20 protein-coding genes and 3 pseudogenes are annotated in these 22,643 nt (G+C 56.9%); 6 read left to right on the top strand and 17 right to left on the bottom strand.

Translation table 11 applies throughout. The features are described from left to right. The first annotated feature begins 30 nt into the window (after window positions 1–30). On the top strand, window positions 31–477 hold the full coding sequence (locus tag L9Z73_RS02790) for a GNAT family N-acetyltransferase (RefSeq protein ID WP_054071054.1): 447 nt from the start codon (window positions 31–33) through the stop codon (window positions 475–477). 123 nt (window positions 478–600) lie between these two features. Here the strand turns inward: L9Z73_RS02790 and L9Z73_RS02785 are convergent, their stop codons facing one another. From L9Z73_RS02785 to L9Z73_RS31155, 10 genes and pseudogenes are all read right to left on the bottom strand, one after another. Beyond that, complete coding sequence (locus L9Z73_RS02785; protein ID WP_247396118.1) at window positions 601–1,032, bottom strand: hypothetical protein; 432 nt, start codon at window positions 1,030–1,032, stop codon at window positions 601–603. 395 nt (window positions 1,033–1,427) lie between these two features. Then, window positions 1,428–2,801, bottom strand: a pseudogene (locus L9Z73_RS02780) (transposase). 323 nt (window positions 2,802–3,124) lie between these two features. Then, window positions 3,125–3,559: a hypothetical protein gene (locus tag L9Z73_RS02775; RefSeq protein WP_247396117.1), complete on the bottom strand. Its 435-nt coding sequence runs from the start codon at window positions 3,557–3,559 to the stop codon at window positions 3,125–3,127. Further along, window positions 3,556–5,565: a hypothetical protein gene (locus tag L9Z73_RS02770; RefSeq protein ID WP_247396116.1), complete on the bottom strand. Its 2,010-nt coding sequence runs from the start codon at window positions 5,563–5,565 to the stop codon at window positions 3,556–3,558. Before L9Z73_RS02770 ends, L9Z73_RS02775 begins: the two co-directional genes overlap by 4 nt. After that, window positions 5,562–7,520 (bottom strand): hypothetical protein, encoded by a 1,959-nt coding sequence (locus L9Z73_RS02765; protein ID WP_247396115.1) that lies wholly within the window; start codon window positions 7,518–7,520, stop codon window positions 5,562–5,564. Before L9Z73_RS02765 ends, L9Z73_RS02770 begins: the two co-directional genes overlap by 4 nt. Continuing rightward, window positions 7,517–8,983, bottom strand: a complete 1,467-nt coding sequence (locus tag L9Z73_RS31270) for a tyrosine-type recombinase/integrase (RefSeq protein WP_247396114.1) — start codon at window positions 8,981–8,983, stop codon at window positions 7,517–7,519. The genes L9Z73_RS02765 and L9Z73_RS31270 overlap by 4 nt, the downstream gene beginning before the upstream one ends. Before the next feature lie 82 nt (window positions 8,984–9,065). Further along, window positions 9,066–10,013 (bottom strand): annotated as a pseudogene (locus L9Z73_RS02755) (alkaline phosphatase family protein); the annotation flags it as partial. A 124-nt stretch (window positions 10,014–10,137) separates the two neighbouring features. Further along, window positions 10,138–10,332, bottom strand: coding sequence for a hypothetical protein (locus L9Z73_RS02750; RefSeq protein ID WP_247396113.1), 195 nt, complete (start codon window positions 10,330–10,332; stop codon window positions 10,138–10,140). A 254-nt stretch (window positions 10,333–10,586) separates the two neighbouring features. After that, a complete protein-coding gene (locus L9Z73_RS02745) occupies window positions 10,587–10,958 on the bottom strand; it encodes a response regulator (protein WP_247396111.1) in 372 nt (123 codons plus the stop codon). Between the two features lie 238 nt (window positions 10,959–11,196). Next, entirely contained in the window at window positions 11,197–11,319 is a 123-nt protein-coding gene (locus L9Z73_RS31155; RefSeq protein ID WP_282598495.1) for a hypothetical protein, read from the bottom strand. A 25-nt stretch (window positions 11,320–11,344) separates the two neighbouring features. On the opposite strand from L9Z73_RS31155, the gene L9Z73_RS02740 reads away from it, so the two are divergent. Together L9Z73_RS02740 and L9Z73_RS02735 are read left to right on the top strand one after the other, a co-directional pair. After that, window positions 11,345–11,722, top strand: coding sequence for a c-type cytochrome (locus L9Z73_RS02740; protein WP_247396109.1), 378 nt, complete (start codon window positions 11,345–11,347; stop codon window positions 11,720–11,722). 369 nt (window positions 11,723–12,091) lie between these two features. Further along, a complete protein-coding gene (locus L9Z73_RS02735; RefSeq protein ID WP_247396107.1) occupies window positions 12,092–12,604 on the top strand; it encodes a type VI secretion system amidase effector protein Tae4 in 513 nt (170 codons plus the stop codon). 159 nt (window positions 12,605–12,763) lie between these two features. On the opposite strand, the gene L9Z73_RS02725 is transcribed toward L9Z73_RS02735, so the two are convergent. Then, window positions 12,764–13,030, bottom strand: a complete 267-nt coding sequence (locus L9Z73_RS02725) for a hypothetical protein (RefSeq protein ID WP_247396133.1) — start codon at window positions 13,028–13,030, stop codon at window positions 12,764–12,766. Window positions 13,031–13,153: 123 nt separating this feature from the next. Between L9Z73_RS02725 and L9Z73_RS02720 the strand changes: the two genes are divergently transcribed. Next, the gene (locus L9Z73_RS02720; protein WP_247396103.1) at window positions 13,154–13,789 is read left to right on the top strand and encodes a LysE family translocator; all 636 of its coding nucleotides are present in this window, start codon (window positions 13,154–13,156) and stop codon (window positions 13,787–13,789) included. Between the two features lie 44 nt (window positions 13,790–13,833). On the opposite strand, the gene L9Z73_RS02715 is transcribed toward L9Z73_RS02720, so the two are convergent. From L9Z73_RS02715 to L9Z73_RS02705, 3 genes are all read right to left on the bottom strand, one after another. Next, complete coding sequence (locus tag L9Z73_RS02715; RefSeq protein WP_247396101.1) at window positions 13,834–14,163, bottom strand: hypothetical protein; 330 nt, start codon at window positions 14,161–14,163, stop codon at window positions 13,834–13,836. 73 nt (window positions 14,164–14,236) lie between these two features. Continuing rightward, a complete protein-coding gene (locus L9Z73_RS02710; RefSeq protein WP_247396099.1) occupies window positions 14,237–15,019 on the bottom strand; it encodes an OmpA/MotB family protein in 783 nt (260 codons plus the stop codon). Next, window positions 15,016–15,840, bottom strand: coding sequence for a motility protein A (locus L9Z73_RS02705; RefSeq protein WP_247396097.1), 825 nt, complete (start codon window positions 15,838–15,840; stop codon window positions 15,016–15,018). The genes L9Z73_RS02710 and L9Z73_RS02705 overlap by 4 nt, the downstream gene beginning before the upstream one ends. Window positions 15,841–16,082: 242 nt before the next feature. Between L9Z73_RS02705 and L9Z73_RS02700 the strand changes: the two genes are divergently transcribed. Together L9Z73_RS02700 and L9Z73_RS02695 are read left to right on the top strand one after the other, a co-directional pair. After that, on the top strand, window positions 16,083–17,135 hold the full coding sequence (locus L9Z73_RS02700) for a FliC/FljB family flagellin (RefSeq protein WP_247396094.1): 1,053 nt from the start codon (window positions 16,083–16,085) through the stop codon (window positions 17,133–17,135). Window positions 17,136–17,306: 171 nt separating this feature from the next. After that, the gene (locus L9Z73_RS02695) at window positions 17,307–20,663 is read left to right on the top strand and encodes a tetratricopeptide repeat protein (RefSeq protein ID WP_247396092.1); all 3,357 of its coding nucleotides are present in this window, start codon (window positions 17,307–17,309) and stop codon (window positions 20,661–20,663) included. A gap of 51 nt (window positions 20,664–20,714) precedes the next feature. On the opposite strand, the gene L9Z73_RS02690 is transcribed toward L9Z73_RS02695, so the two are convergent. The 3 genes and pseudogenes from L9Z73_RS02690 to L9Z73_RS02680 form a co-directional block, all read right to left on the bottom strand. Continuing rightward, window positions 20,715–21,407, bottom strand: coding sequence for an RNA polymerase sigma factor FliA (locus tag L9Z73_RS02690; protein WP_247396090.1), 693 nt, complete (start codon window positions 21,405–21,407; stop codon window positions 20,715–20,717). 158 nt (window positions 21,408–21,565) lie between these two features. Beyond that, the gene (locus tag L9Z73_RS02685; RefSeq protein ID WP_247396088.1) at window positions 21,566–21,988 is read right to left on the bottom strand and encodes a hypothetical protein; all 423 of its coding nucleotides are present in this window, start codon (window positions 21,986–21,988) and stop codon (window positions 21,566–21,568) included. A 2-nt stretch (window positions 21,989–21,990) separates the two neighbouring features. Next, a pseudogene (locus L9Z73_RS02680) lies at window positions 21,991–22,643 on the bottom strand (flagellar biosynthesis protein FlhF); the annotation flags it as partial.

The raw sequence follows: 22,643 nt of genomic DNA, 5'->3' as shown, positions 1-22,643 counted from the left end.
GTCCCCCCCCAAAAAAAACAAGGACGATGAATGAAACAATTCGAGATCCATCAGATCACGCACTTGCCACCGAAGATTCTGGCATTGGAAAAAGAGGCGGTTGAGGAAGGTTTCAGGTTTATCACCCGGTTGATTGACGAGTGGCACTCGGGGACGAACCGTTTCGATGCACCCGGCGAGTGTCTTATGGTGGCGTGCTTGAACCAGCAACTGATAGGCGTCGGGGGCTTGTCCATTGATCCATATGCGGAGGCCAATACGGCAAGGCTACGCCGGGTATATGTCGCAGCTTCGTCAAGAGGACAGCATGTTGGCCAAGCTTTAGTAAAAGCGCTGCTGACACATGCGGCTCTTCGCTTTCGGAGTGTGCACCTTTCTACTGATACTCCCGAGGGCGATTCGTTTTATCTGCACTGTGGTTTCATACGAACAGATATTCCTCATGCTACCCATGTCATGCAGCTAGGCAACAGCTGATGTAGGCAGCCATCATATTGCTAACAAGGTGTATCTGCCAGACGCTTACGCAGCGGGCGAGTGAGGTTGCAGAACTGCTACCGCACAAGTGGGTATACGCCTAACCACGCGAAAGTATCTTAGTCAAAGAAAGGCCCTGAGCAAATGAACCGCCGAGAGCTGTTTTTCTGCTTCGCCAGCGGTAAGAGGTCTTTCACAGTATTCTCGACTTAGAAAAATAATTGCGTCATTACCATCAGGGTTGTCGGAATAACCGGGGTGTTTTGATATCTCTGCTAGCAAGTCTTCCGAGACTGGAGCGACATGAAAATGTGCGTTGAAACCAGGAGAAAATCCCAATTTGTAGAACATTACTTTGTAGGGGGAATACACCTTTGCCAGCAGACGCTCCAAGGTTTTCATCACCAAACCGAGAGACGACATGGCTTCGTCGCTCAAATCGCTGAGATCTGAAGCCGTCTCTTCAGATGAAATTATCAAATACCCGTCGTAACGTGCATCTCGCCGATGAGTCACTATCCAGTGGGTGTTCCTGAAAACTCTTAGCTCGTCCATGTAGCTCCAGTTAAACGACGTATTTATGTGAACGTTAGGCCTACTGGTACAACCTACATTTCTTGCCCGACGTTATGCAACCAATTGTCGCAGCGGCCCAAAGTCGTCTTGTCAAGACGGGTTTACCATACGCTTACGCTCATTTTGGGATTGGGTGGTATCTGCCACGACCGCCAGTGGCCGATTGCTGCCCAAAGAGAAGGGCAGCAACCATTCATGAGAGATGGCTTTCGGCCGATTCTGTTGAAAAAGTCGGATTTTCAGTTCGCCTGAACTCAGGCACGGCTACCCCCGGAGAACCTACTCACCACATTGAGTGGTTTCTCGGCCCTTCGTTGACCTTTGCTGCTCTGTTATTGGGTTAATTTGAGGTTTTTTGCTTCGTGCAGGCGCACCTATCCCGTGGCAGGTGGCCCTTGAGATGTGAGTTTGGCCAGTCGACGCAGGTTCTGTACCGCAGCCGCCAGCGTGAACTCATCGGTCGCGCCACTCATGCCACGTAGCCGCAAGCGATCCAATTTCAGGATGCGCTTGAGGTGGGCAAACAACATTTCGACCTTTTTACGTTCGTGGCGAGAGCGCTGATACGCCGGCGTTGCTGCAATGCGCCGAGCCACATCACGAGCGGCTTCATGGACGCTGCGAGCGATCTTGCGGAACGCCGTGTTCGGGCAGCACTTGGCTTTCATCGGACAGGAAACGCAGTCGGTCTGCCGGGATCGGAAGATGATGGTGTTGGCTTTGGTGACGTGCGAACGCTCATTCTTGAAGGCACGCCATTCGCTGCGCAAGGCATTGCCGGCTGGGCAGCGGTATTCCTCAGTCTCCTCATTCCAGTGGAAATCGTTGCTCGATAAACTGTCGTTCTTGCGCTCGGTTTTGTCCCATACCGGCACATGCGGCTCTATGTCTTTTTCCTCCACCATCCAGGCCAGCATCGGCGCGGTTCCGTAAGCGGTGTCGCCAATAAGGCGTTCCGGCTTGATGTCGAACTGCGTCTCGACCCGGTCGATCATGATCTTGGTGCTCTCGACCTCGGCCGTGCGATGAGCCGGTGTGGGTTCCACATCCACGATGACACCGTGCTCGGTATCGATCAGATAATTCGTGGAGTAAGCGTAGAACGCTGGGCCACCTGGAGCTGCGGTCCAGCGGGCTTGAGGATCAGTCAGCGATAGGCGCTTCGGTAGCGTTTCGGCCAGAGCCTCTTTATCGAGTGCCTCAAGATACTCACGCACGGCGCGGGTGCTCAGGGCCGGATCGCTCCAGTTGACCTGTTCATCGCCCGGTACACCGCGCTGCCGGCTGGCATCCGCTTTGATAATGCTGGCGTCCACGGCAAAGCCTTCGCCTTTGACCAACCCTGCATCCATGCAGCGACGCAGTACTTCATTGAACAACCAGCGGAACAGATCACTGTCCCGAAAACGGCCGTGTCGATTTTTGGAAAACGTCGAGTGATTGGGTACTTCATCTTCAAGGCTCAACCGGCAGAACTAGCGATACGCCAGGTTCAAATGGGCCTCTTCGCACAACCGCCGCTCGGAGCGGATGCCATAGCAGTAGCCCACGACCAGCATGCGGATCATCAGTTCAGGATCAATTGAAGGGCGCCCAATCGGGCTATAGAAATCAGCGAGGTAATGGCGCAGCTCGCTCAGATCGAGACACCGATCAATGCTGCGCAGAAGGTGATTGGCTGGGATGTGATCTTCAAGGTTGAAGGAGTAAAACAGTCGCTCCTGCCCACTCGATAACTGTCCCATCATGCTGTGTGATCCCCCTCCGGCCAATGAAGAGATTTTGCCGGAGGTCGGCCAGGGGAGCTACTTTTTCAACAGAATCGGCCAATAACCAACGTTCGATAGATTTGCTTCCAGCGTCTAGCTGAATGGAGCAGGTCCGTCGCACAAGCTCACACCTTCCTGACGGAGCTTGCTTGTGACACAGAAGTGCCCGAACGCGTTAGAAAAAACAGGAGGTGGGCGATCTGTGTATTCTCAGACGACAAACCTGGCTGGTAGCGATGACAGTCGACACTGACATTAAAGGCACGTGTTGCTCTATAACTCTAACGACTATGCCGCGTGCATCAACTCAAATGGCGGTTACGAAAGTCGCCCAGCGCTGTCACGTTACCCTGCTGCTGCTGCTCCCTTGCTTGCTCAATGAGCTGTTGCTTCAGCATGTAGTTCTCATGGACCAGTGACACAATCCTGCTGAGAGCTATCTCATAATCCTTCCGGAGATTCGCAATCTTCCCATGGGCGGCCTTTTTAAGGGACTTTTGCTTCTCGACTTCCTGTGCCGCGCTTGGCTTTAAATGCGCGCTCTGAGTGGTGGCAGCGGCTTCGATCTCCGCGATCAGCTCCGCATTTTCAGCGCGACTTTTTTTGATTGAACCGCGCTTACGGCCCGCTTCAAGAGCCACAGTATCCTTGTTGATCGCAGAACCTTTCGGGACAATCTGTGGCCTCCCATTCATTAACCGATGCAGCGCCGCCCGATAGTTTTCAAGCGCACTCATGTGATCGCCTCCATTTTCTCCAACAGCCCCCGATTCTCCAGCTTTTCGTATATCGCACTGATTTCAGATTCAATCTGTTTGTACTGAGGATTCTCCGGCACGAACAGGGATTGCCCACGCTTCAGATTGTTCACGCCACGCTTGATGTTCTTCAGGCTGCGGTCTTCATCGAGAAGGGATTTATCGCAGTCGAGACAGACAAATATGCTGGTGAAGGAAATTTTGTCGCAAGGTCCGAGATTTGTGCAACCGCCCAGCGGGCTGGGCTTATAAACCATTTCGCCCCGACCGAACTTCTTTAGTGTAAAAGCGCGATCCGTTGTAATGATCAACGGCTTACCCTTATCTCGGGACACTTGAATGCGATGTCCCTCGCCGCCCCAAAGCCGGCTCGTGCTGTTGATAACATTTGCCTCGTAGCCGATAAATTGTGCTTTGCGGCGCTCGTACTCCAGCTCATCCAGCCAACGCTGCGATTCTTCGCTTTGGAGAAAGTTCGTGGCAAATGCACTACCCCTGCGATAGTACGAGGCCATAACCTCTGTCAAATGCTTAAATTGCAGCCCCAACGAACCTACGGAAACCATTCCCGAGCGCGCTGAATAAACCGCGAGGGAACGCCTGCACTGGTGAGTTGCCAGAGGCCAAACTTGACCGACTTTAACGTCAGGGTCGTTCCGCCAATCCCGAAAACCATCAAACTGCTCCAACTCACGAATATCTGCTTCCTGAACCACTAACCCGGGCCATCGGCTTTTTATTCGATATAGCTGCTCTTTACTAGCCATTCTTGTAACAGGAGCACCCTTAAATGCCTGGTGTGGGGCGCCGCACTTTTTTCGCGCCGCGAAGAGCGGGTACTGGCTCAAATCGGATTCATCATGTTCGAACAACAGTGCAGCGATCTGTCCAGCGGTCCGGGCCGCGATCACGCCTTTCTCGACAATGGGCGCTGTGACCCAGAATGTTTCAGTATGATTCTGACCTGCAATCTTCGACGTATAGCCGCGCAAAATACTAATAATTGCGCCGCCCGCGCTTATCGTTGTATATGTGTCGGCAGGCAGGTGCCGGGCTTCATTTTCACGCATGCCGGAGAACAAATGAATCCAGTATTTCGCAGCCTGTTGAATTTCACCAAGATAGCCGCCGAGCTGGATCCAGTTCGTAATGGATAACTTCTCAAAAAACGAGCCAAGTCCGTTCTGGGCGACTGCGTCGCGCCATGCAATGCTATCTTTGTAGTCGCGTGCATGAGTTACAGGGAGACCGAATTTTGGGTTTTCTTTTCTCCGCCGGTAAAGCCCCACTATCGCTTCGCCGTTGCTATTGAAGGCATCCAACTCAGCATTGAGCGCAGCAATGGTCTCAGCGTAGAGGCGCGACGGAATAAGCTTGGTTTGTTGCGGGTCATCTTTTTGTAGTTTTGGATGTTTGTCGTACATGTCTTGCATGCGTTTAATAATGGCGTAGCTCGGCGGCGCAAATCCGAAATCCGGGTGCATTATCCTTAGATCAAATGCTTCCTTTATAAGAATAAGCATACTGCGCATTTGATATTGGCCTAACTCGGCAAAGCTTGGCAGCAGCAAGCGATTGATGTTTGCCTCTTCGAACAATTGAATCAGTGACATGTTGTTATTGAGCGCTAGACGCGCTAGCCTGTTAAGCTCAGTAGTTCCAATGGAATTTGGTTTGCGCGGCACGGGAAATAAATACATTCGCGCCAGTTGAATCCGCTTCATTTCCTCGGCAATGACTGTTATCAGCGGACTGCTCTTCGAGTCCTCGGCCCAACTAACGAAGTTGTAGACACATATGCCTTGCGCGGAGTACATTTTCATGTTCCACGAATCATCTTGGTAGCGCGAAACGACCTCTCCAGCCGCCGTGCGTGAAACAACAAAGTTCCCGTCAACGGTAAGGTAGTGCGATGCATTGGCGCAGCTATCGGGTAACTGATGCGCTTGATAATGATTGAGTTTAAGATTGGTAATAATGCTCACGACACGGTTCCTAGTGTAACCAATGTATCGAAATGAATGGCCCAAAATGGGTCGAGCGCACCGCGCTCGACCTCATCGCGCACCTGGTTGATAATTGACTCGTAGCTAGTATCTATGTCTTGAATGGCCGAGAGCACTTCGTCAATACGATGGACTGTCGGTCCAAATTTGCTTTGCCAATGGTCAGCGGGCTGTTTTGCTTTAATGGCCTGAATTAGATAGCGCAACGACAGCAGGCGACGAAGATCCTCTTTATCTGCGTGAACGGCGTAGTGCGCGCAAAACAAGCAGGATTCCGGGTCAACGCAGTTGGGCGTGGGGGCCCGCGCAGTAAAGCCTTGGGCGTGCTCAGGTTGCGATTCAGGCGTTTTCTCACATGACCCTGTGCCAGTAGTAGCTATCTCGTCTTTCTTTTTGCCAAGGATACGCACTGGGATTAGCTCTACTGTACGCGTGCGTGTGATAGCGGAGTGGTACTGGGCTTCGAGGAAGTGACTGATTTCCGTCGCGTAGTCTTCCAGTGCAGGCCGGCTGTAGCTCTGCCGCAAGGTCGTTTCGGTGTTGCCCAGCTTTTCCGCTGTGAGTGACATATCGCTACCGCTCAACTTCACATATTGATAGCTGACGTTTTTTCGCCATTGCGTTGGCGTGACCCAAATTGTTTTGGGCAGCGCTCTAGATATAAGCCTTTTGAGGCCATTAATACTTGAGGCACCCACTGGTGCAACTCCATATCCGTTTGAGATAACCGGAAACACCAGAGTACTATCTGCGCCATTCAAAACCCACGTCCGCAATTCAAGATATTTTTTGAATATAGGTGAAAAACGAGCTCCAAACTCCGGCTCAACGGTTTTTCCGCCAGCCCGCGCCTTAGTTCCTGAGAAACGCTTACCTTGCGTGCTGGATACAATCTTTAGTGTACCGACTTGAAGATTTTGAGCCACTCTGAGATTGCAGCCCGTAGCGGCGATAAATACCAGCATGCCTGCTACCACAGCATGAGCACCGATTCGTACCCTTAGCCATGAGCGCGAATTATTGTTGCTTTTCTCATGCCGCTGTCTTGCGTCGTCATAACTGGCTCTTTTATTTTGCAGTGCTGCGCTATCACCCATCAAGCCGAAGTGTGCTTTTGCCTCTTCCCAAGTAGGGAACGTGGGAGACTTAAATAATATGGATGCGGTACTAAATTCTGCGGATTGAGATTTTGCGCTATTGGGCTGCAACGAGTATAGATAACAGAGGTCGTCTTTAGGCGATACGAGATGAAGCGGAAGAGCGTCACCCTTAACAAGGACGCGATGCGCTTCTTCAATGTAGTTGATCAGTGCGGCAAATGTCTGTGCTTGAGTGTCGGCATTCGGCAACTTCAAGTTTACATGGTTCGCCTGAGCACTTCTCCTGGGAATATATGTGGCAATTCTACTGACTTCAGGTTCGCTCAGGCCCGTAGCCAACATCACTAATTTTCGCGCGCTAGATTGATAGCTCGATGCAGTCATTTGTTTAATCGGCTGCCCACTGATCCCCGAGCTATTCATGCTATGCAGCAAGTATCCGGTATAGTCTCCATAGGCTTGTTTCATAGCCGACACGTCATCAAAAGCATAATGAGACTTCTGATTATCAATCCAGTCGACAAACTTTTTATTTTTATGGAAGGTCATGGCCGTGGTGGGGCTAATGCGACCAGCACTAAACTGCTCAATTAACGCTTGCGCGAAAGGAATTCGTGATTTGTCGAGAGACGACAGATCGACTGGGCAGCCTACTTGGGTGTGAAGTGGCTTGCCCCGACGCATATAGCACAACGATCCAATATCCAAGTATCTCTTGCCGATGTCAGCACCATTATTAACCATCAGCACAGCGAGTTGCGGATGAATGACCTCAACATTTGTTTCCCTGGCGTCAATAATTACGACCTGGCGATGAATGAAACTGTTACTCATGCAAGTCCATCCGCGTTCGCTGATGTATTTATGTGACTGAATAGCTGATTCTCAAATTCGTGCTGCACAGTGTTTTTCCAGTTCAAACGAGACTTGTACTTCAAGTACTGCATGGTCATTTCTATATTGGCGTGCCCCATGCGCTGTCGAACGTACTCCACCGCAGCTGTGATACTCTGGTCGTCCATGTGTTGCAACTGGCTTTCGAGCAAGTTCATGCCAAATGTGGCGCGTAGGTCATGAAAGGTAAAATCCTGAAAACTAGGACTATCACCACGAATACGCGGAAAGAGTATCTGTTGGATGTGAGTCCGCAAAGCTGCGCCATCTTGTATGGCAACGTTACGCGCCCTATCGATCATTCCCGCGCTTTCGCTAATACGGCTATCTGAGTGATCGAATATTTCCTTTTTACTTGTGTAATACGGCACACCACTCTTACTCAAGAATACATAATTATCATCAATACCTCCGTAATAAGACCGCTCGCGACGTTTTCTAGCTTCGTCGCTGCCTGCATAAATTCGCATATCCTGCACAAGCCAGCCAGGGACAAGTAGCGTCATACGCTTGCCGCGCTTCGTATCAATTTGCGAGCCAGCCCCTATGGGAAGTCTCAGATAGCCATTGCTGTCAAAGTCGCCTTTAAGATGCGTAATTCTTAGGGTTCCGACAGTCTGGACTCGCGCACCTGTGAACAAGGCGAAATAGAACATAAGCTGATATTCGCGGGACGATTTAAGCAGAGCTTTCAATACGCATGATTGTTCGTCAACGGTAAGCGGACGAAGCATTCCGCCATCGTTGATATACTCGCTCTGGGGCTGCTTTTTGTGATTCGGAATAGCTAAATTGTGCGAATTAATCTTGAGATTCTTCTGGATGCCATAGTTCGACGTTACGCTGATATATCTTTTTATCTCTATAAACGCAATTCCGTCGATTTTTTCACCATCAATGAAATTCCAGTTGATTAGCCCTCGATAAAAATTGACCACTGCATTGATTCTGGCGCTTGCTGTGCTTGCAGAAAGTTGCCCATTATTTACAAACTCAATCAGCCGTTGTCGGTAGCGAAATGTGACTTTAAGGCGGTCATTCTTAGGGAAAAACAAATAATCCAAGTCTTGCTCTTCAAGAAAGCGCAGGTAGTCGAGTAGATGGTCGGCAATCCCTCGGAATGTCCTTGATTCATAACCGACCTCTTTATGAAATTTCGTAACTAGGTAAAGGTTTCCGATGATCCACGGTTCACCGTCGCTCTGAATGAGTACGGGAAAATTTGGTAAATAGCCCTTTTCGCCCGCTACGAACTCATAATCCGGCAGGCTTTTCGAGGCGTCGCGATCGGGCGTTTCGAGGAAGCACAGTGTTACCGGCCTGAACTCGGAAATCAGGACTCTCTGTGCGGTTGAGTCGTAACGCCCTTGCCCGGTTTTGCTCCTGATCTCATTTCTTGGCACGACGACTCACTCGCGAATGGATGCTGTATGGGCATACAGTTCTTCACTCGGATTATGCTGTCAATAGGCCTACGTACGGACTATCGTCGAAGATCATCAACGTGGGCAGATGGGCGAGCACCCGCGCAACGCCGGGCAGGCCGTTGCGGAATTGATCGATCTGCACCTGCTCACGGGCATAACGCTGTTGCGCGTCGGCGCTCAGTTGCGGCGGTTGTGGTGTGATCAGCGTCCAGGGTGTGGGGGACCAGACCAGCAAATACATGGCTATCACTTCGGCGAAGGTCACCAGGTGATTGTCGGCGGTGCTGCTGGTGAAAATCGGCTTCTTCACACCGCCGAAAAAACGCTCGCGCAGGGTCTCGTTGCTGTCCAGCGCGGGCAGCAGTTCGGCCCGATGGTAATAACTGGCGCAGTGCTCATAGAGGCTGGCGCTGTTGTCCACCACGGCGCCGTCCAGGTATTCGTCGAACAACCCCAGGCGCGCGATCAGCCCATGAATCGCCCGCAGCATCGGCCCGGCGACATCGTCGGCGTACACCTGGTCGCCGCTCATCATCAACAACGCCGGGCGTTGCGCTGGGCTTTGGGCGTCGGCCAGCAGGCGGTCGACGCACAGCAAGCCTTCGTCCGCCGGGTGATGGGGCTTGCGGCAGGAGCCGTGGACCAATTGATGAATACGGCTATGCAGCACGAAACTCGGCGATTGCGCGTCGCAATAGAGCAGGTGCGGTGCCCATTGGCCGATGCCGCGCCCGTCGATCAGCAGGTCATAGCCGATCACCGCGTCCTGGGGCAGAGCCTCGTCCAACGCAACGTCGATCAAGTGGATAAAGGCCCGGCGCCCCACCGGCACGATTTGGCACTGGCCTTGGTCCAGCGAGATATCGCGGGTCTGCTCGGCGACGTACAGCCTGAGGGTCAACGGCAGTTCCCTGGTCCCCACCAGCCACATCACCAGGCGCTGGGGTTCAAGGCGCCGCAGCAGCGGGCCGGCGAGGACGTCGGGCAAGGTGCCGGCGTGAGGCATAGGGTTGAAAGCTCTGTGCAGGGTGGTTGCGAAGGTTAACCCGGGGGATGTCAGTATTTTGTTAAGGTCGGGTGGATCGAAAGGTGGAAGAGACTGCAGGGTTGCAGCCTCTCTGTTTGACGACTTAGATGATGTTTCCACCGCCCAGGCTGTCCAGGCCGCTCGAACGGTTGTCCTTCTTTGGCAGCCGCTCGCCACTGAAATCAATGGTCGACCCCTGAGAGGGCGTTTTCGGGCGAGGAGGGTTTTCTTCTGGTGTGTTCAAGTAGGTCTGCAAAAGGCTGTTTTCGAAACTCAGATTACTGGAAAAAATATCCATCACGGTACCCTCTGTAAGTTCAGTTCGCGTCGAAGGATGTCGACGCGGACCGAAACTACAGAGCGTGGGAAGCCTGAGCTATAAACAAATCGCGTCAAAACGAGACGACACAGGTGTGGGAATCGTCATTCACCTTGGGCACCCTAAATCGGAACTCACGGCTGCGGCCCAGCTCACTTTTCGCAACGATTTTTCCGACACCTAACCGCCGCCGAGCCTTCTGCAATGTTCGGCAAAGTGATGTCGCGAAGCTATTAATGCACCTGCTGGGTCAGTGCGGTTTGTACGCATTCGAGCAGATTGCCGGTGCTCCACGGCTTGGGCAGGAACCGTACCGATCCCCCCAACTGCGCCGCCAGCCTGGTGTTGCCGGACGTCAGCACCACCGGCACCGCTGGCCAACGATGGGCCACCACTCGACTCAGGTCATAGCCGTTGAGCAATCCAGGCATCTGGATATCACTCACAATCAGGTCCACCGGGTCATCGGCCCGCTCCAGGTAAATCATTCCTTCATCCGCCGAAGGAAACGAGGTGACATGCGCGCCGAAATCCTCCAGTACGTCGACCATTAACGCGCGAATGATTTCGTCGTCTTCCAGCACTAAAATCGATGGCTGAGCCATGATCCTTACTCCACCATCAGGGTTCAGTAGGGTGGAGTGGGGCGCAGCGCATTAGGTTCGATCAGATATGCCTGGAACGATGGATGGTCGTTCTGAGGGACCCGGTTGCGCATCTACCGGGTGCTGCTGCACGATACCGGCGTTTTTCAACCAACCACCGGCCTGCTTCCCACAGGCCGTGACACAAGGCCGTCAACCGTGAGCACTCACGTGTCGAGGAGCAACAGCAGCACCATGATCACTCGGCCGCGCAGATCGACCGGGATGCCCCGTGGTTCAAGGCGCTGGCATCGGTGGTGACGGCGTGGACCGACGCGGTGATCTGGATGGGCATGCGCTCCTGACAAACCGGCATAATCACCCGTATCACCCGATGTGGAGCCCTTATGAAATACCGCGCCTTACTGACCTTCGCCCTGATCCTCAACACTGGCGCGGCCTGCGCCGCCGGCGATGCCGAAGCGGGCGGCAAGCTCTTCGCCAAAACCTGCGGCGGCTGCCATAACATCGGCGAAGGCGCGCGCGGCGGCTTTGGCCCCGAACTCAACGGCATCATCGGCAGGCCTGCCGGCACTACCGCCGACTATCAGTATTCGGATGCGATGAAAAACTCCGGGGTGGTCTGGACCCGCGAAAAACTCGCGGCCTATATCGAGGCGCCGAAGAAGGTAGTGAGCGGCACGCGCATGATCTTCTGGGGCATCAGCGATCAGGAAAAGATCGACAACATCCTGGCGTACCTGGAGACGTTTCAACCCCAGTGACCGATTCAGGCATCCCTGACCCAATGTGGGAGTTGTCGAGCCCCAGCGAGGCTGCGATGGGATCACCGCGTGATACCTGGCAGACCGCAGCGCAGGTGCTCGACAACTCCCACATGAAACCTGCGTCGTTCTGAAGTTCCTATACCTAAACGCCCAGCTTCCTATTCTGCTGCGGAGCATTCCTTACAAACACCGGCCCAGTTAGCACTTACTTTCACACCAATAAGAACATCCCCTGTGAGGGCATGTGAGTTATACCCTGCAGCCAAAACTGACAGGCAAGTAGGACCGTTCTGATTTCTATCTGATCCCCTCTTAAGCAGCAAAGCGTTTGCTACGGTCGCGAAAAAAACGCGAAGGAAATGCTGAATGCTGACATTCAATACCCTATGGAGAAATCATCCGGAAATCTTCGGAGACGCCGCCCCGTGCCGAACCAACGGCGCGAAAAATTTCAGTGATCAATGCGCGATCAACCTAGGCGTGGCATTGCGCAGGTCTGGTGCCGACCTGAGCGGATTCAGAGGGGTGCGCTATTGTTGGCAGCACCCCAAAAGTGAAGGTCATGTGCTGGCCGCAGAGGAAATGGCCAAGGCATTAAGTCGCGCCAATATCCCCGGTATACAGCCCGTAAAGAAGGTAAAGCCTGAAGACTTTGAGGATATGTTGGTCGGGCAGCAAGGCATCATCTTCTTCAAGGATTTTTGGCGCCGGGGCAACGAAACGTTCGGTAACCGTAGTGGTGACCACATTGATTTATGGAATGGGCGGCGATTGACGGATTGGCTGAGCTATCCGCGAATTCAGTTAGGGTTCTCGATCGAAGGGACGTTCTCGGATTATCACCAGTCAAGGGAGATTTGGTTGTGGAGCGTTATATGAAGGTCTGTAAGGGGGTTGTGTTTGTAGTTTTGGTAGTCGCCGTGGCTGTTGGGGTGTTTAACGGGGTGGTGGTCGCGGTGTCGGCGTACTTTGGGCCGTTCTATGAAGGAGATGCGGAGCAGACTCGGAATTTTGGGATTTGGTTGGTGGGGAATGGCGTCACTGTTGTGGGGGCGGTTGTGGGTGGGGTGGTTTGGTATTGCCGGTATTTGGGGCGGCCGCGGGGCTGATGGCCAGCGCCCACATTTGACGGTGTGCCTCCATTGAATCAGGCGTGCCTGCAGTAAAAAAGACCTTGGGACGCCAAGGTCTTTTTTTGCCCGCTGACCCGGTCAGCAGGCGCTTGGAAATCCAGATCGAACGTTCCGGACGTTTCCACGGAACAGGCCACGCTGTTTTGTACGGCAGCGAGGTGAAGTCGATCACGTGCCTGTCCTGTGTATGACGTTTTGCTCGCGGATCTGTATCTAACGCGCTCTTGTCGCACGCCCTACCATGGCGCTCAACACGACAACGTCGCCGACAACACCCTCATTCAGGAGCTGCACGATGCCCGAACTGTCCAACTGGCTTGCCTATGGCCTGATCTCACTGGGCATGGTGCTGACGCCCGGGCCGAACATGATTTACCTCATTTCCCGCTCGATTTGCCAGGGGCGCACGGCCGGTTTGATTTCCCTGGGCGGGGTTGCGTTGGGTTTTATCGTTTACATGCTGTGCGCGGCGTTGGGTATCACCGCATTGGTCATGGCGGTTCCCTTGGCATACGACGCGCTGCGACTCGGCGGTGCGTTGTATCTGGTCTACCTGGCCTGGCAGGCGGTCAAGCCGGGTGGTCGTTCGCCTTTTCAGGTGCGGGATTTGCCCCAGGATAGCCCGCGCAAGCTGTTCATGATGGGCTTTGTGACCAACCTGCTGAATCCCAAAGTCGCGGTGATGTACCTGTCGCTACTGCCACAGTTCATCGACCCGAACGGCCACGGCAGCGTGCTGACGCAATCGTTGGTGCTGGGTTTTACGCAGATTTTCATTAGCGTGGGCGTCAACGCAATGATTGCCATGATGGCGGGCTCCATCGCGGTGTTCTTCGTCACCCGGCCCGGTTGGCAGGTGGCGCAGCGCTGGCTGATGGGCTCGGTGCTGATGGGCTTGGCCGTGCGTATGGCAGTTGAAGGGCGGCGGTAATCGGGCATGCGCTATTGACGCTGGCCGGCACGCTGATCACCGAGTCACTGGATGTCTTTCAAATAGTCCTTGAGGGTGGTTAGCGGCGCGGGCAGTGCATCGAGTTGACGGACGTTTTGCACGTCAGTCGCCAACCGCCGCAATTCCCGCCCCAGCACCGTCTGGGCGCCGCCCACTGTATCCAGCGCCTGCACCGCGCACTCCTCGATCTTGAGTTGAATCGCAGGCAGATCCCCCCGTCGCACCAATAACCCAAACACTTCCCGCTCGTACCCGTCCATCACCAGATCGTCACGCAAAACCGGGCTGCCGCCGTCGGTCTCGTGCACCAGTTTCAGTGCGAAGAGCGCAACCGCTTCCAGCGTCAATTCCATGGTCTCGCTTCCTCAGGCTTGGGTGGGGAGGGCGATGATCACTGTTCTGCGCCGGAAAAAAAAGACCCACGCGTCAGCGCTCCAGGATCAGTTCCACGCGGCGGTTGCGGGCGCGGCCTTCGGCGAGGGCGTTGTCGGCCAGGGGACGGGTGTCGGCATAGCCGATGGCGGCGAGGCGGTTGGGCTGGATGCCGTTGCTTTGCAAGTAGCGGACTACGCTGCCGGCGCGGGCGCCGGAGAGCTCCCAGTTGGAGGGGAAACGCGAGTTGCGAATGTCTTGGGGGTCGGTATGGCCGGCGACGATGATTTTGTGCGGCACGCTGTCGAGTACAGGGATCAGCTTGCGCAGCACGGCGAGGCCGCCCAGGCTGAGGTCGGACTGGCCGGAAGGGAACAGGATTTCGCTGCTGATCCGAAAGCTCACACTGCTGTCGTTGGTGACCACTTCGATGTCATTGCCCAGCTTGTCCAGTGGCAGTTCGTTGAGCAGGTCTTGCGTCGTGGGCTTGGGCGGCTCGGGCTCAACCACAGTCACGGGCTCGGGCTCAACGGCGACCACGGGGGCGGGCTCGGCTTCCACCACGGGTGCCGGCGCCTGATGTACCCGCAACAACGCGCCCGGCGGGTCTATCGAGGTCAGGCTTTTTGCACTAAAAACGGGGGCTACAGTGAGCTTGGCACTGTGCCGCGCAAGCTCATGGCTCTTGCCGGCCAACGCCAGCATGGCCATGGTCATCACCAGCAGCAGGGTCATCATGTCCAGGTAGGTCATCATCCAGGTTTCGCCACCTGGATCTTCTACGGGCAGCGTGCCGCTGGCGATCGCGGCAGCCTGGTTGCGGGTGATGGCTGTCATGCCCGGGTTTTCCACTTCAGCGCAATCAGGGGGCGTGCCGGGCGCAAGGGTTCGTCGCGCAAGTCGTTCTGGTAGTGGGCCACGAACGACTTCAAGGTTTCACGCATCAGCCCTGGGCTGCGTTTGTTGGCCATCATCGCCACGCCTTGCAGCACCATGTTCATCACCACCACGCGCTGTTCGGTGCGGCGTTCCAGTTTCACCGCCACCGGTTTGCACAGCAGGTTGGCCAGCAACACGCCGTAGAGCGTGGTCATCAGGCCCACGGCCATTTGTCGGCCGATAGTCACCATGTCGCCGTCGCCCAGCACGAACATCAGGTTCACCAGCCCCACCAGGGTACCGAGCATGCCGAAGGCCGGCGCATAGCTGGCCATGACCCGGAACAGCTGGGCCTCGGCGTGTTCCTTGGCACGCAGCCGCGCGATGCGCCACTGCAGCAGGTCGAGGATGTCGTCCAGTGGTGTCTTGTCGATCACCAGTTGCACGCCGGAACGCAGGAAGGGGTTCTTCACCCGGTCGAGGACTTCCTCCACCGCGCGCAGGTCGCCGTCGATCCACAGGCGCGACAGGCTCACCAGTTCGTCGATGTCTTCCTGGGTGTATTCGCGCTCGTGACGCACCACGGTCTTGATCAGGCTGAAGATGTGCAGCACTTCGCGCAGCGGGTAGCTGATGAAGGTCGCGGCAAAGGTGCCGACCACCACAATGCCCAGGGCCGGCAGGTCAATGAACAAGCCGGGTTGTTGCGCGCTGAACATGAGCAGCACCGCCAGCAGTAGCAGGCTGGCGAGCATGCCGATCAGGGTTGAGGGGTTCATGCAGCACTCCTGTTGTGGGCCAAGGCAGGCTTTATAACGCGGTGGGTGCTGATTCAAATCGGCTAATACAGGCACTTTGCGTGGCGAAATCGGACGGCTGCGCAAATTTTTTTGGGGGTTGCCTAAAGACGGCTGATCGGATCGCCGATGTTCGGTTTGTCTGTACGGCAACGGCGGTGATTGCATCGACGCCGGGCCCTGAATCTGTCCCAAGCGGCTCACCCACGAAAAGGAACTGCACCATGTCAGTTATCAATACCAACATCACGTCCATGATCGCTCAACAAAACCTGAACTCCTCGGAGAACAGCCTGAGCACCTCGATCGAACGCCTGTCGTCGGGCCTGAAAATCAACAGCGCATCCGATGACGCCGCAGGCCAGGCGATTGCCAACCGCATGACCTCGCAGATCACCGGCCTGTCGCAGGCGAGCAGTAACGCCAGCGACGGCATCTCCCTGGCGCAGACCACCGAAGGCGCGCTGGACCAGGTGAACGACAACCTGCAGCGCATCCGTGAGCTGTCGGTGCAAGCGTCCAACGGCACCAACTCCCAGTCCGACCTGCAATCGATCCAGGACGAGATCACCCAGCGTCTGGACGAGATCGACCGTATCTCCTCGCAAACCGCGTTCAACGGCGTGGACGTGCTGTCCAAAGACCAGACCATCACCATCCAGGTCGGCGCCAACGATGGCGAAACCATCGACATCAAGCTCAGCGAAATCAATGCCAAGACCCTGGGCTTGGAGAGCTTCAACGTGAACGGCTACGACACCACCCTGACCGCCAGCACTCTGTCGGATTCCTCGGGCACCGCGATCACGTCGACCAACACCAGCTATGTCGACAAGTCCGGTACCACGGTCACCGGCGGCACGCTGTCCGCCGACGCCGACGGCGACTACTTCCTGACCGTGGGCGGCAAGACCTACGCGGCGGAAGTGACTCTGACCACCAGCGGCACTACCACCTCGGCCAGCGTCAGCATCGATACCGAGAATGCGGTGACCAAGAAGTCCACCAGCACCCTGACCACCCTCGACAACGCCCTGAACACGGTGGACTCGATGCGTTCGGACCTGGGTGCGGTGCAAAACCGTTTCGACTCGGCGATCACCAACATTTCCACCACGACCACTAACCTGACCTCCGCGCGTTCGGGCATTCAGGACGTGGACTACGCTACGGAAGTGTCGTCCATGACCAGCGCCCAGATCCTGCAACAGGCAGGTACGTCGGTATTGGCCCAAGCCAACTCCATGCCGGAGCAAATGCTGTCGCTGCTGCAATAATCGCAACCGCGCGGTACGAAGGGGCCAGCTCACGCTGAGCCCCTTTTTTGTGCGCGTTCGCAGCACAATCTTTGGTAATTGCGGCATTGAGGTGGGTTTATCCGGGCTTTGGCGGGGAGGGTGGCGCGATAGCATTTCGCCCAGAATCTCTTTGCACAAGGCTGCTCCTGAATGCCCAGATCCCCGCGCCCCGGCTCTCCCAGCCATCCTGCTGCCCCTACGCTTGCCCAGGCGCGACGGCGCAGCGAGCAACGCCCCCATGACCCAAAGGTGTGGAAAGACTTGGGCCATCAGCAACTGCACAGTGATCCCGAGCAAGCGCTGAGCAGTTTCGAGCACGCCTTGCAGTTGCTGCCCAATGAACCTCAGGCATTGGAGTTGGTGGCCAAGGCCGCGCAAAAGCTCGGCCAGGCAGATCGCGCCCTTGAACTTGTCCTCAAGGCGCTGGGCATCAACCCGGATTTCGCCGCCGGGCATCACCGCCTGGCCACGCTGTATTTCGAAAAAGGCCAGTTCGCCAAAGCCCTGTCGCATATCGATCAGGCACTGGCGTTGACGCCCCATGACTGTCATATGCTCTCGCGCAAAGGCCTGATCCTCAATCGCCTGGAACGCCACGGCGAAGCCATCGTCGTGTTCGACAAGCTGATCGAACGCGAACCTGGCGATTACAGCCACTGGAACAATGCGGCCAACCTGTACAAGGACATCGGTCAACTGGCCACGGCCGACACCTATTACCAAAAGGCCGTGACGCTGGCCAAGCGCAAGGACGTGCTGCCGTACTCCAACCGCCTGACCTCGCTGCACTACGACCCCGAGCGCAGCCGCGATTTTATCTTCGAGGTGTGCAAGGAATGGCAATCGCGCTTCGGCCCCAAAGCCGTGCCGCCGCGCCCCGAAGTGCTCGACCGCGCCCCCGACCGTTGCTTGCGTATCGGCCTGGTATCCGACGGCCTGCGCCAGCACCCGGTGGGCAATATGATCGTGGGCGTGCTGGAAAAACTGCCGCGTCATCAGTTCCAGTTGTTCGCCTACAGCACCAGTCAGGTGTGCGACCACCTGACCCGGCGCATCCAGGCGTCGGTGCAGCAATGGCTGGCGATCAAACATATGGACGACCTCACGCTGGCCCAGCGCATCCGCGATGACCGCATCGATATCCTGATTGACCTCTGTGGTCATAACGCCGGCAACCGCATGCGCACCATGGCGCTGCAGCCGGCGCCCTTGCTGGTGAAATGGGTCGGTGGCCTGATCAACACCACAGGCGTTAGCGCGATCGACTACCTGTTGACCGACCGCATCGAGTCACCGGAGGGGGAGGACGCGTTCTACACCGAAAAGCTCATCCGCTTGCCCGACGACTACATTTGCTACGACCCGCCGCCCTACACGCCGGACATCAAGCCCCTGCCGGCGTTGACCAACGGTTTTGTCACCTATGGCTGCTTCAATAACCCGACCAAGGTCAACGATGTACTGTTGGCACGTTGGGCCGAGTTGATGCGCGCTACGCCCGGTTCGCGGCTGTTGCTCAAGGGGGGCGCCTTCGGCAACGCCGAATTGCGTGCCCATGTGCACGGCGTTATGGCTGCCCACGGCATCGCCCAGGAGCGGGTGCTGATCGAAGGTCCGGTGGGGCACAAGACCCTGCTGGAAACCTACAGCCGCATCGATATCGCGCTTGATCCCTGGCCCTATTCCGGCGGCCTTACCACCTGCGAAGCCTTATTGATGGGCGTACCGGTGGTCACCTTCCCCGGGCCGACCTTCGCCGGGCGCCACTCGGCCACCCATTTGGTCAACACCGGCCTGCCGGAGTTGGTGGTGCATAGTTGGGCGCAATACCAGCAGCGCGTCATCGAGTTGGGCAGTGACCTGGACAGCCTGGCGCGCATCCGCAGCCATCTGCGCGAGGTGCTGATGGGCTCGCCGGTGTGTGACAGCCAGGGTTTCGCCAACCACTTCGGCACCGCCATGCGTGCGATCTGGCAGCGCTACTGCGAGGGCAAGCCGGCTGCCGCGCTGACGTTGAGCCCGCAAGGGCTGGCCAGGTTTGAGGGGGAGGCCGCAAGCGTGGTGCTTCAGCACCCGGTGGCGCCGGCCAGGGACGAGGGCTTTGGCTTCAAGTTCCAGGGCAAAGTGGTGACCCTGGACCACGGCAGCACGCTGATCGCATCGGCGCAGTTTGTCGCGCTGCAAAAAATGGCGGCGTTTTCCACGGTGGCTTTTGACCCCGCCAGCCGTATCGACAACGCCCGACAACTGGCGCAATTGGGTGAGTTGCATTACTACCCCCATGCGGCGCTGGGCAATGGTCAGCCCGCCACGCTCTACGCCTGCCTCGATCCGGCCATGAGCGCCACGCTGGCACCGCTGGCGGCGTCCGCAGTACTGGCCAAACTGGCGGTGCCCACACTCAAGCTGGATGCGATCAACGGCTTGCCGTCGGTGGACTGGTTGTTGCTCGACAACCTCAACGACAGCCTGGCCGTGATCGAACATGGCCAACGCACCCTCGCCGATACGCTGTTGGTGCAAGCGCGGGTCAACTTCGCACCGACGCATGATCAGCAAGCCGATGTGGGCTTGATCAGCCGGTGCCTGGCCCGGCGCGGGTTCAGTTTTTACCGGCTCAATAACCTGCAGCACATCAGCCATCCGGCCGAAGGGCAAAGCCTGGATCAATTGCGCGCTTCCCACCTGGTGTGCGCCGATGCACTGTTTTTGCCGGATGCGACACGCATGGCAGCACTGTCCGACAACCAGCGTCTGAAGCTGGCCTTTGTGCTGCACACGGTCTACGCCGCCTTTGATATGGCGACGCAACTGCTCAACACCATCGATAGCGACCTGGCCGCGCAGTACCTCAAGCACTGCCAGAACCCGAGCGCCATGCCGCAACCGCTCGAACTGCCCCGGGCACCGATGCAGGCGCCCCAAGTGACCTTTCCGGCAGAAGTGGCCGCCTATGTGAAGACGCTCTATACCCAGGCCTCAGTGATCCTGGAATACGGCAGCGGCGGTTCCACCCTACTGGCCGCCAGCATGCCGGACAAAACCGTGATCTCGGTGGAGAACGACGCCCGCTGGGCCGAGGACATGCAAACCTGGATTGCCAATGCCACGCTGCCCTCGCGGCCACGGATTTACGCGGTGGATGTAGGCGAGACCGGTAAATGGGCGCGGCCGAAGAACGCCCGACACTGGAAGAAGTTCCACACTTACCCGCTGAAGGTCTGGGATGAACCCTTCTTCGAGCAACCCGATGTGATTCTGATCGATGGGCGTTTCCGCATCGCCTGCTTTGTCACCGCTTACTTGCGGGCGACCAAGCCGATCATCGTGTTGTTCGACGACTACCTGGACCGCCCGCACTACCATGTGATCGAACGGCTGTTGGCGCCTACCGAGTTTGTCGGGCGTATGGCGCGGTTCGATCTGCAGCCGATGATGCACCTGCCGCGTGAGCAGTTGACCTGGCTGATCGCAAGCTATAACGAGGTGGCGTACGCCGAGGGGTGAGGAAATGTGTGGCGAGGGCGCGTGCTCCCTCGCCACCACCGCAGGCGCGGTCTATTCCTTCATTCTGGCCTGCAGTCGGGCAATGGCCTGGGCATGCAATTGGCACACACGCGATTCGCTCACTTCCAGCACCACGCCAATCTCGCGCAGGTTGAGTTTCTCGTGGTGACACAGCGCGAGCAGCAGGCGTTCGCGCGCAGGCAGGGCGTCAATGGCCCGAGTGAGGTTGGCACGGTTGCGGTCGTTGATCAGTTCGGCAAAGGGCGTGCGCAGCCGCGAACTGGCGTCTTCGCTGTGCTCTTCATCCACGTCGTCAAAGGGCAGCATCTGGCTGCCGTTCGTGTCATCGAGCACCTTCTGGTATTGTTCCAGCGTGAGTCCCATGGCCGACGCCACTTCCCGTTCCCGGGCCGGACGCCCCAGGTTCTGTTCCACGCGATGCATGGCGTCTTCCACGGCCCGCGCGTTGCGGCGCACGCTGCGGGGCACCCAGTCGCGGGTGCGCAGTTCGTCAATCATCGCCCCGCGAATACGTTGCGAAGCGAAGGTGGCGAACGTCGCGCCGACGCTCAAGTCATACCGCGTCATGGCATCGAGCAGACCGATGCTGCCGGCTTGAATCAAGTCGTCCAGTTCAATATTGGAAGGCAGCCGGGTCTTCAACCCCAGTGCCTGGCGCCGGACCATCGGGAGGTACTGCTGGAGGACTTCCTGCTGGTTAATCTTGCCCTGTGCCGTATACATCGTGCGCGCCTGCGAAAGACAGAAAATCCACGGGATTATTACCGCTGGTCCTGGCCGCTTAAGCGCGGAACAGGTGTGTGCCAGGTGACGTATTCGCTGCTTAGCCCACGGTGAATGGAATGAAATGTGGTCGGCAGGACAATGCCGCTGCGGTGTTCTCAGGATTTGCGAGTCTCATCGATCACCAACAACCGCATCCCCAGATACCGCTGCGCGGCCTCGCGCAAATTGTTCAGCAGGCCCTGCTGGGAAAAACCGGTGTGCAGCGCCAATACCTGCGCGGGGCCACCCTGTTCGCGTAACAGGCTCAACGCGCTGAACGTGCGGCAGAAGGCGCCCAGGTCGCTGTCGACCCACACGCTCCAACGTTCGGGCAGATCGCGGTGATAGTTATCCACCGCCTGAACGCGCCAGCGCGCGGGGTCGCCGACCCAGCGATGACCTTGGCAGTGCCAACGCTCCAGGGTTTTGTGCGCCTGGACGGTCGCTTGTGCCGCGCCGAATAGCATCAGGGTGCGATCCACGACCGGAGCCTGTTGTTGCCTGGCCCAGTGGCGCAGGCCGGTGGCCTGGTCGTGCATGCTCAGAGGCTGCCCGTGACGGCGGACAAGTGCAGCAAGCCTTCGAGGATTTCACCGGTATGGCCCCTGGTTTTTTTCGGCAGCAGGCCAAGCAGTTGCGTGCGGGCCTGGAAAGCCCAATCGTCACTGGCGTTGGCCAGGCGCATGGCGCTGGCGGCGAGCCCGGCGGCCAGGTACAGGCGCAGTTCGGCGTGCAGATGCGCAGACATGGCGAGTAACTGCGTCTTGCCGCGTGCAGTCAGGCTGGCCAGTTCATCGTGCTTCAACTGCAGCAGGAGGTTGGCGGCCTGTTCCTTCAACCCTTGCGACTCCACGCTCAGCCAGTAGCGTTGGCCCAAGTGTTGACCGCTGTGGCTGTCTTGCAAGGTGCCGAACCAGGCGCGTGCGGGGGCATTTTTGAGCACCACCGGCAGATGGCTTAAGGTCAGTCGCGCAGTGCGGTTGCGGTAGCGCAACTCGCGGATGCCGAAGGCTTCAGCGTGCCCGGCCAGGTTGCCCAGGCGTTGGCGTTCACCTCGATACACCACGCGCTGGCTGCTCTGGGTCGCGGTGACCCACACCGCTACAACGGGCGCGCACGGTTCTTGCGCGCGGATAAACGCGTCCCAGCGCGCAGGTTGCTGCGCCGCCGGTAACGCCATCAACGGCCAGGCGT

The organism is Pseudomonas emilianonis, assembly GCF_023072625.1.
GTDB classification, from domain to species: domain Bacteria; phylum Pseudomonadota; class Gammaproteobacteria; order Pseudomonadales; family Pseudomonadaceae; genus Aquipseudomonas; species Aquipseudomonas paraveronii.
Note: the sequence above shows the minus strand (reverse complement) of the source record. Positions and strands in the feature narration are given on the sequence as shown.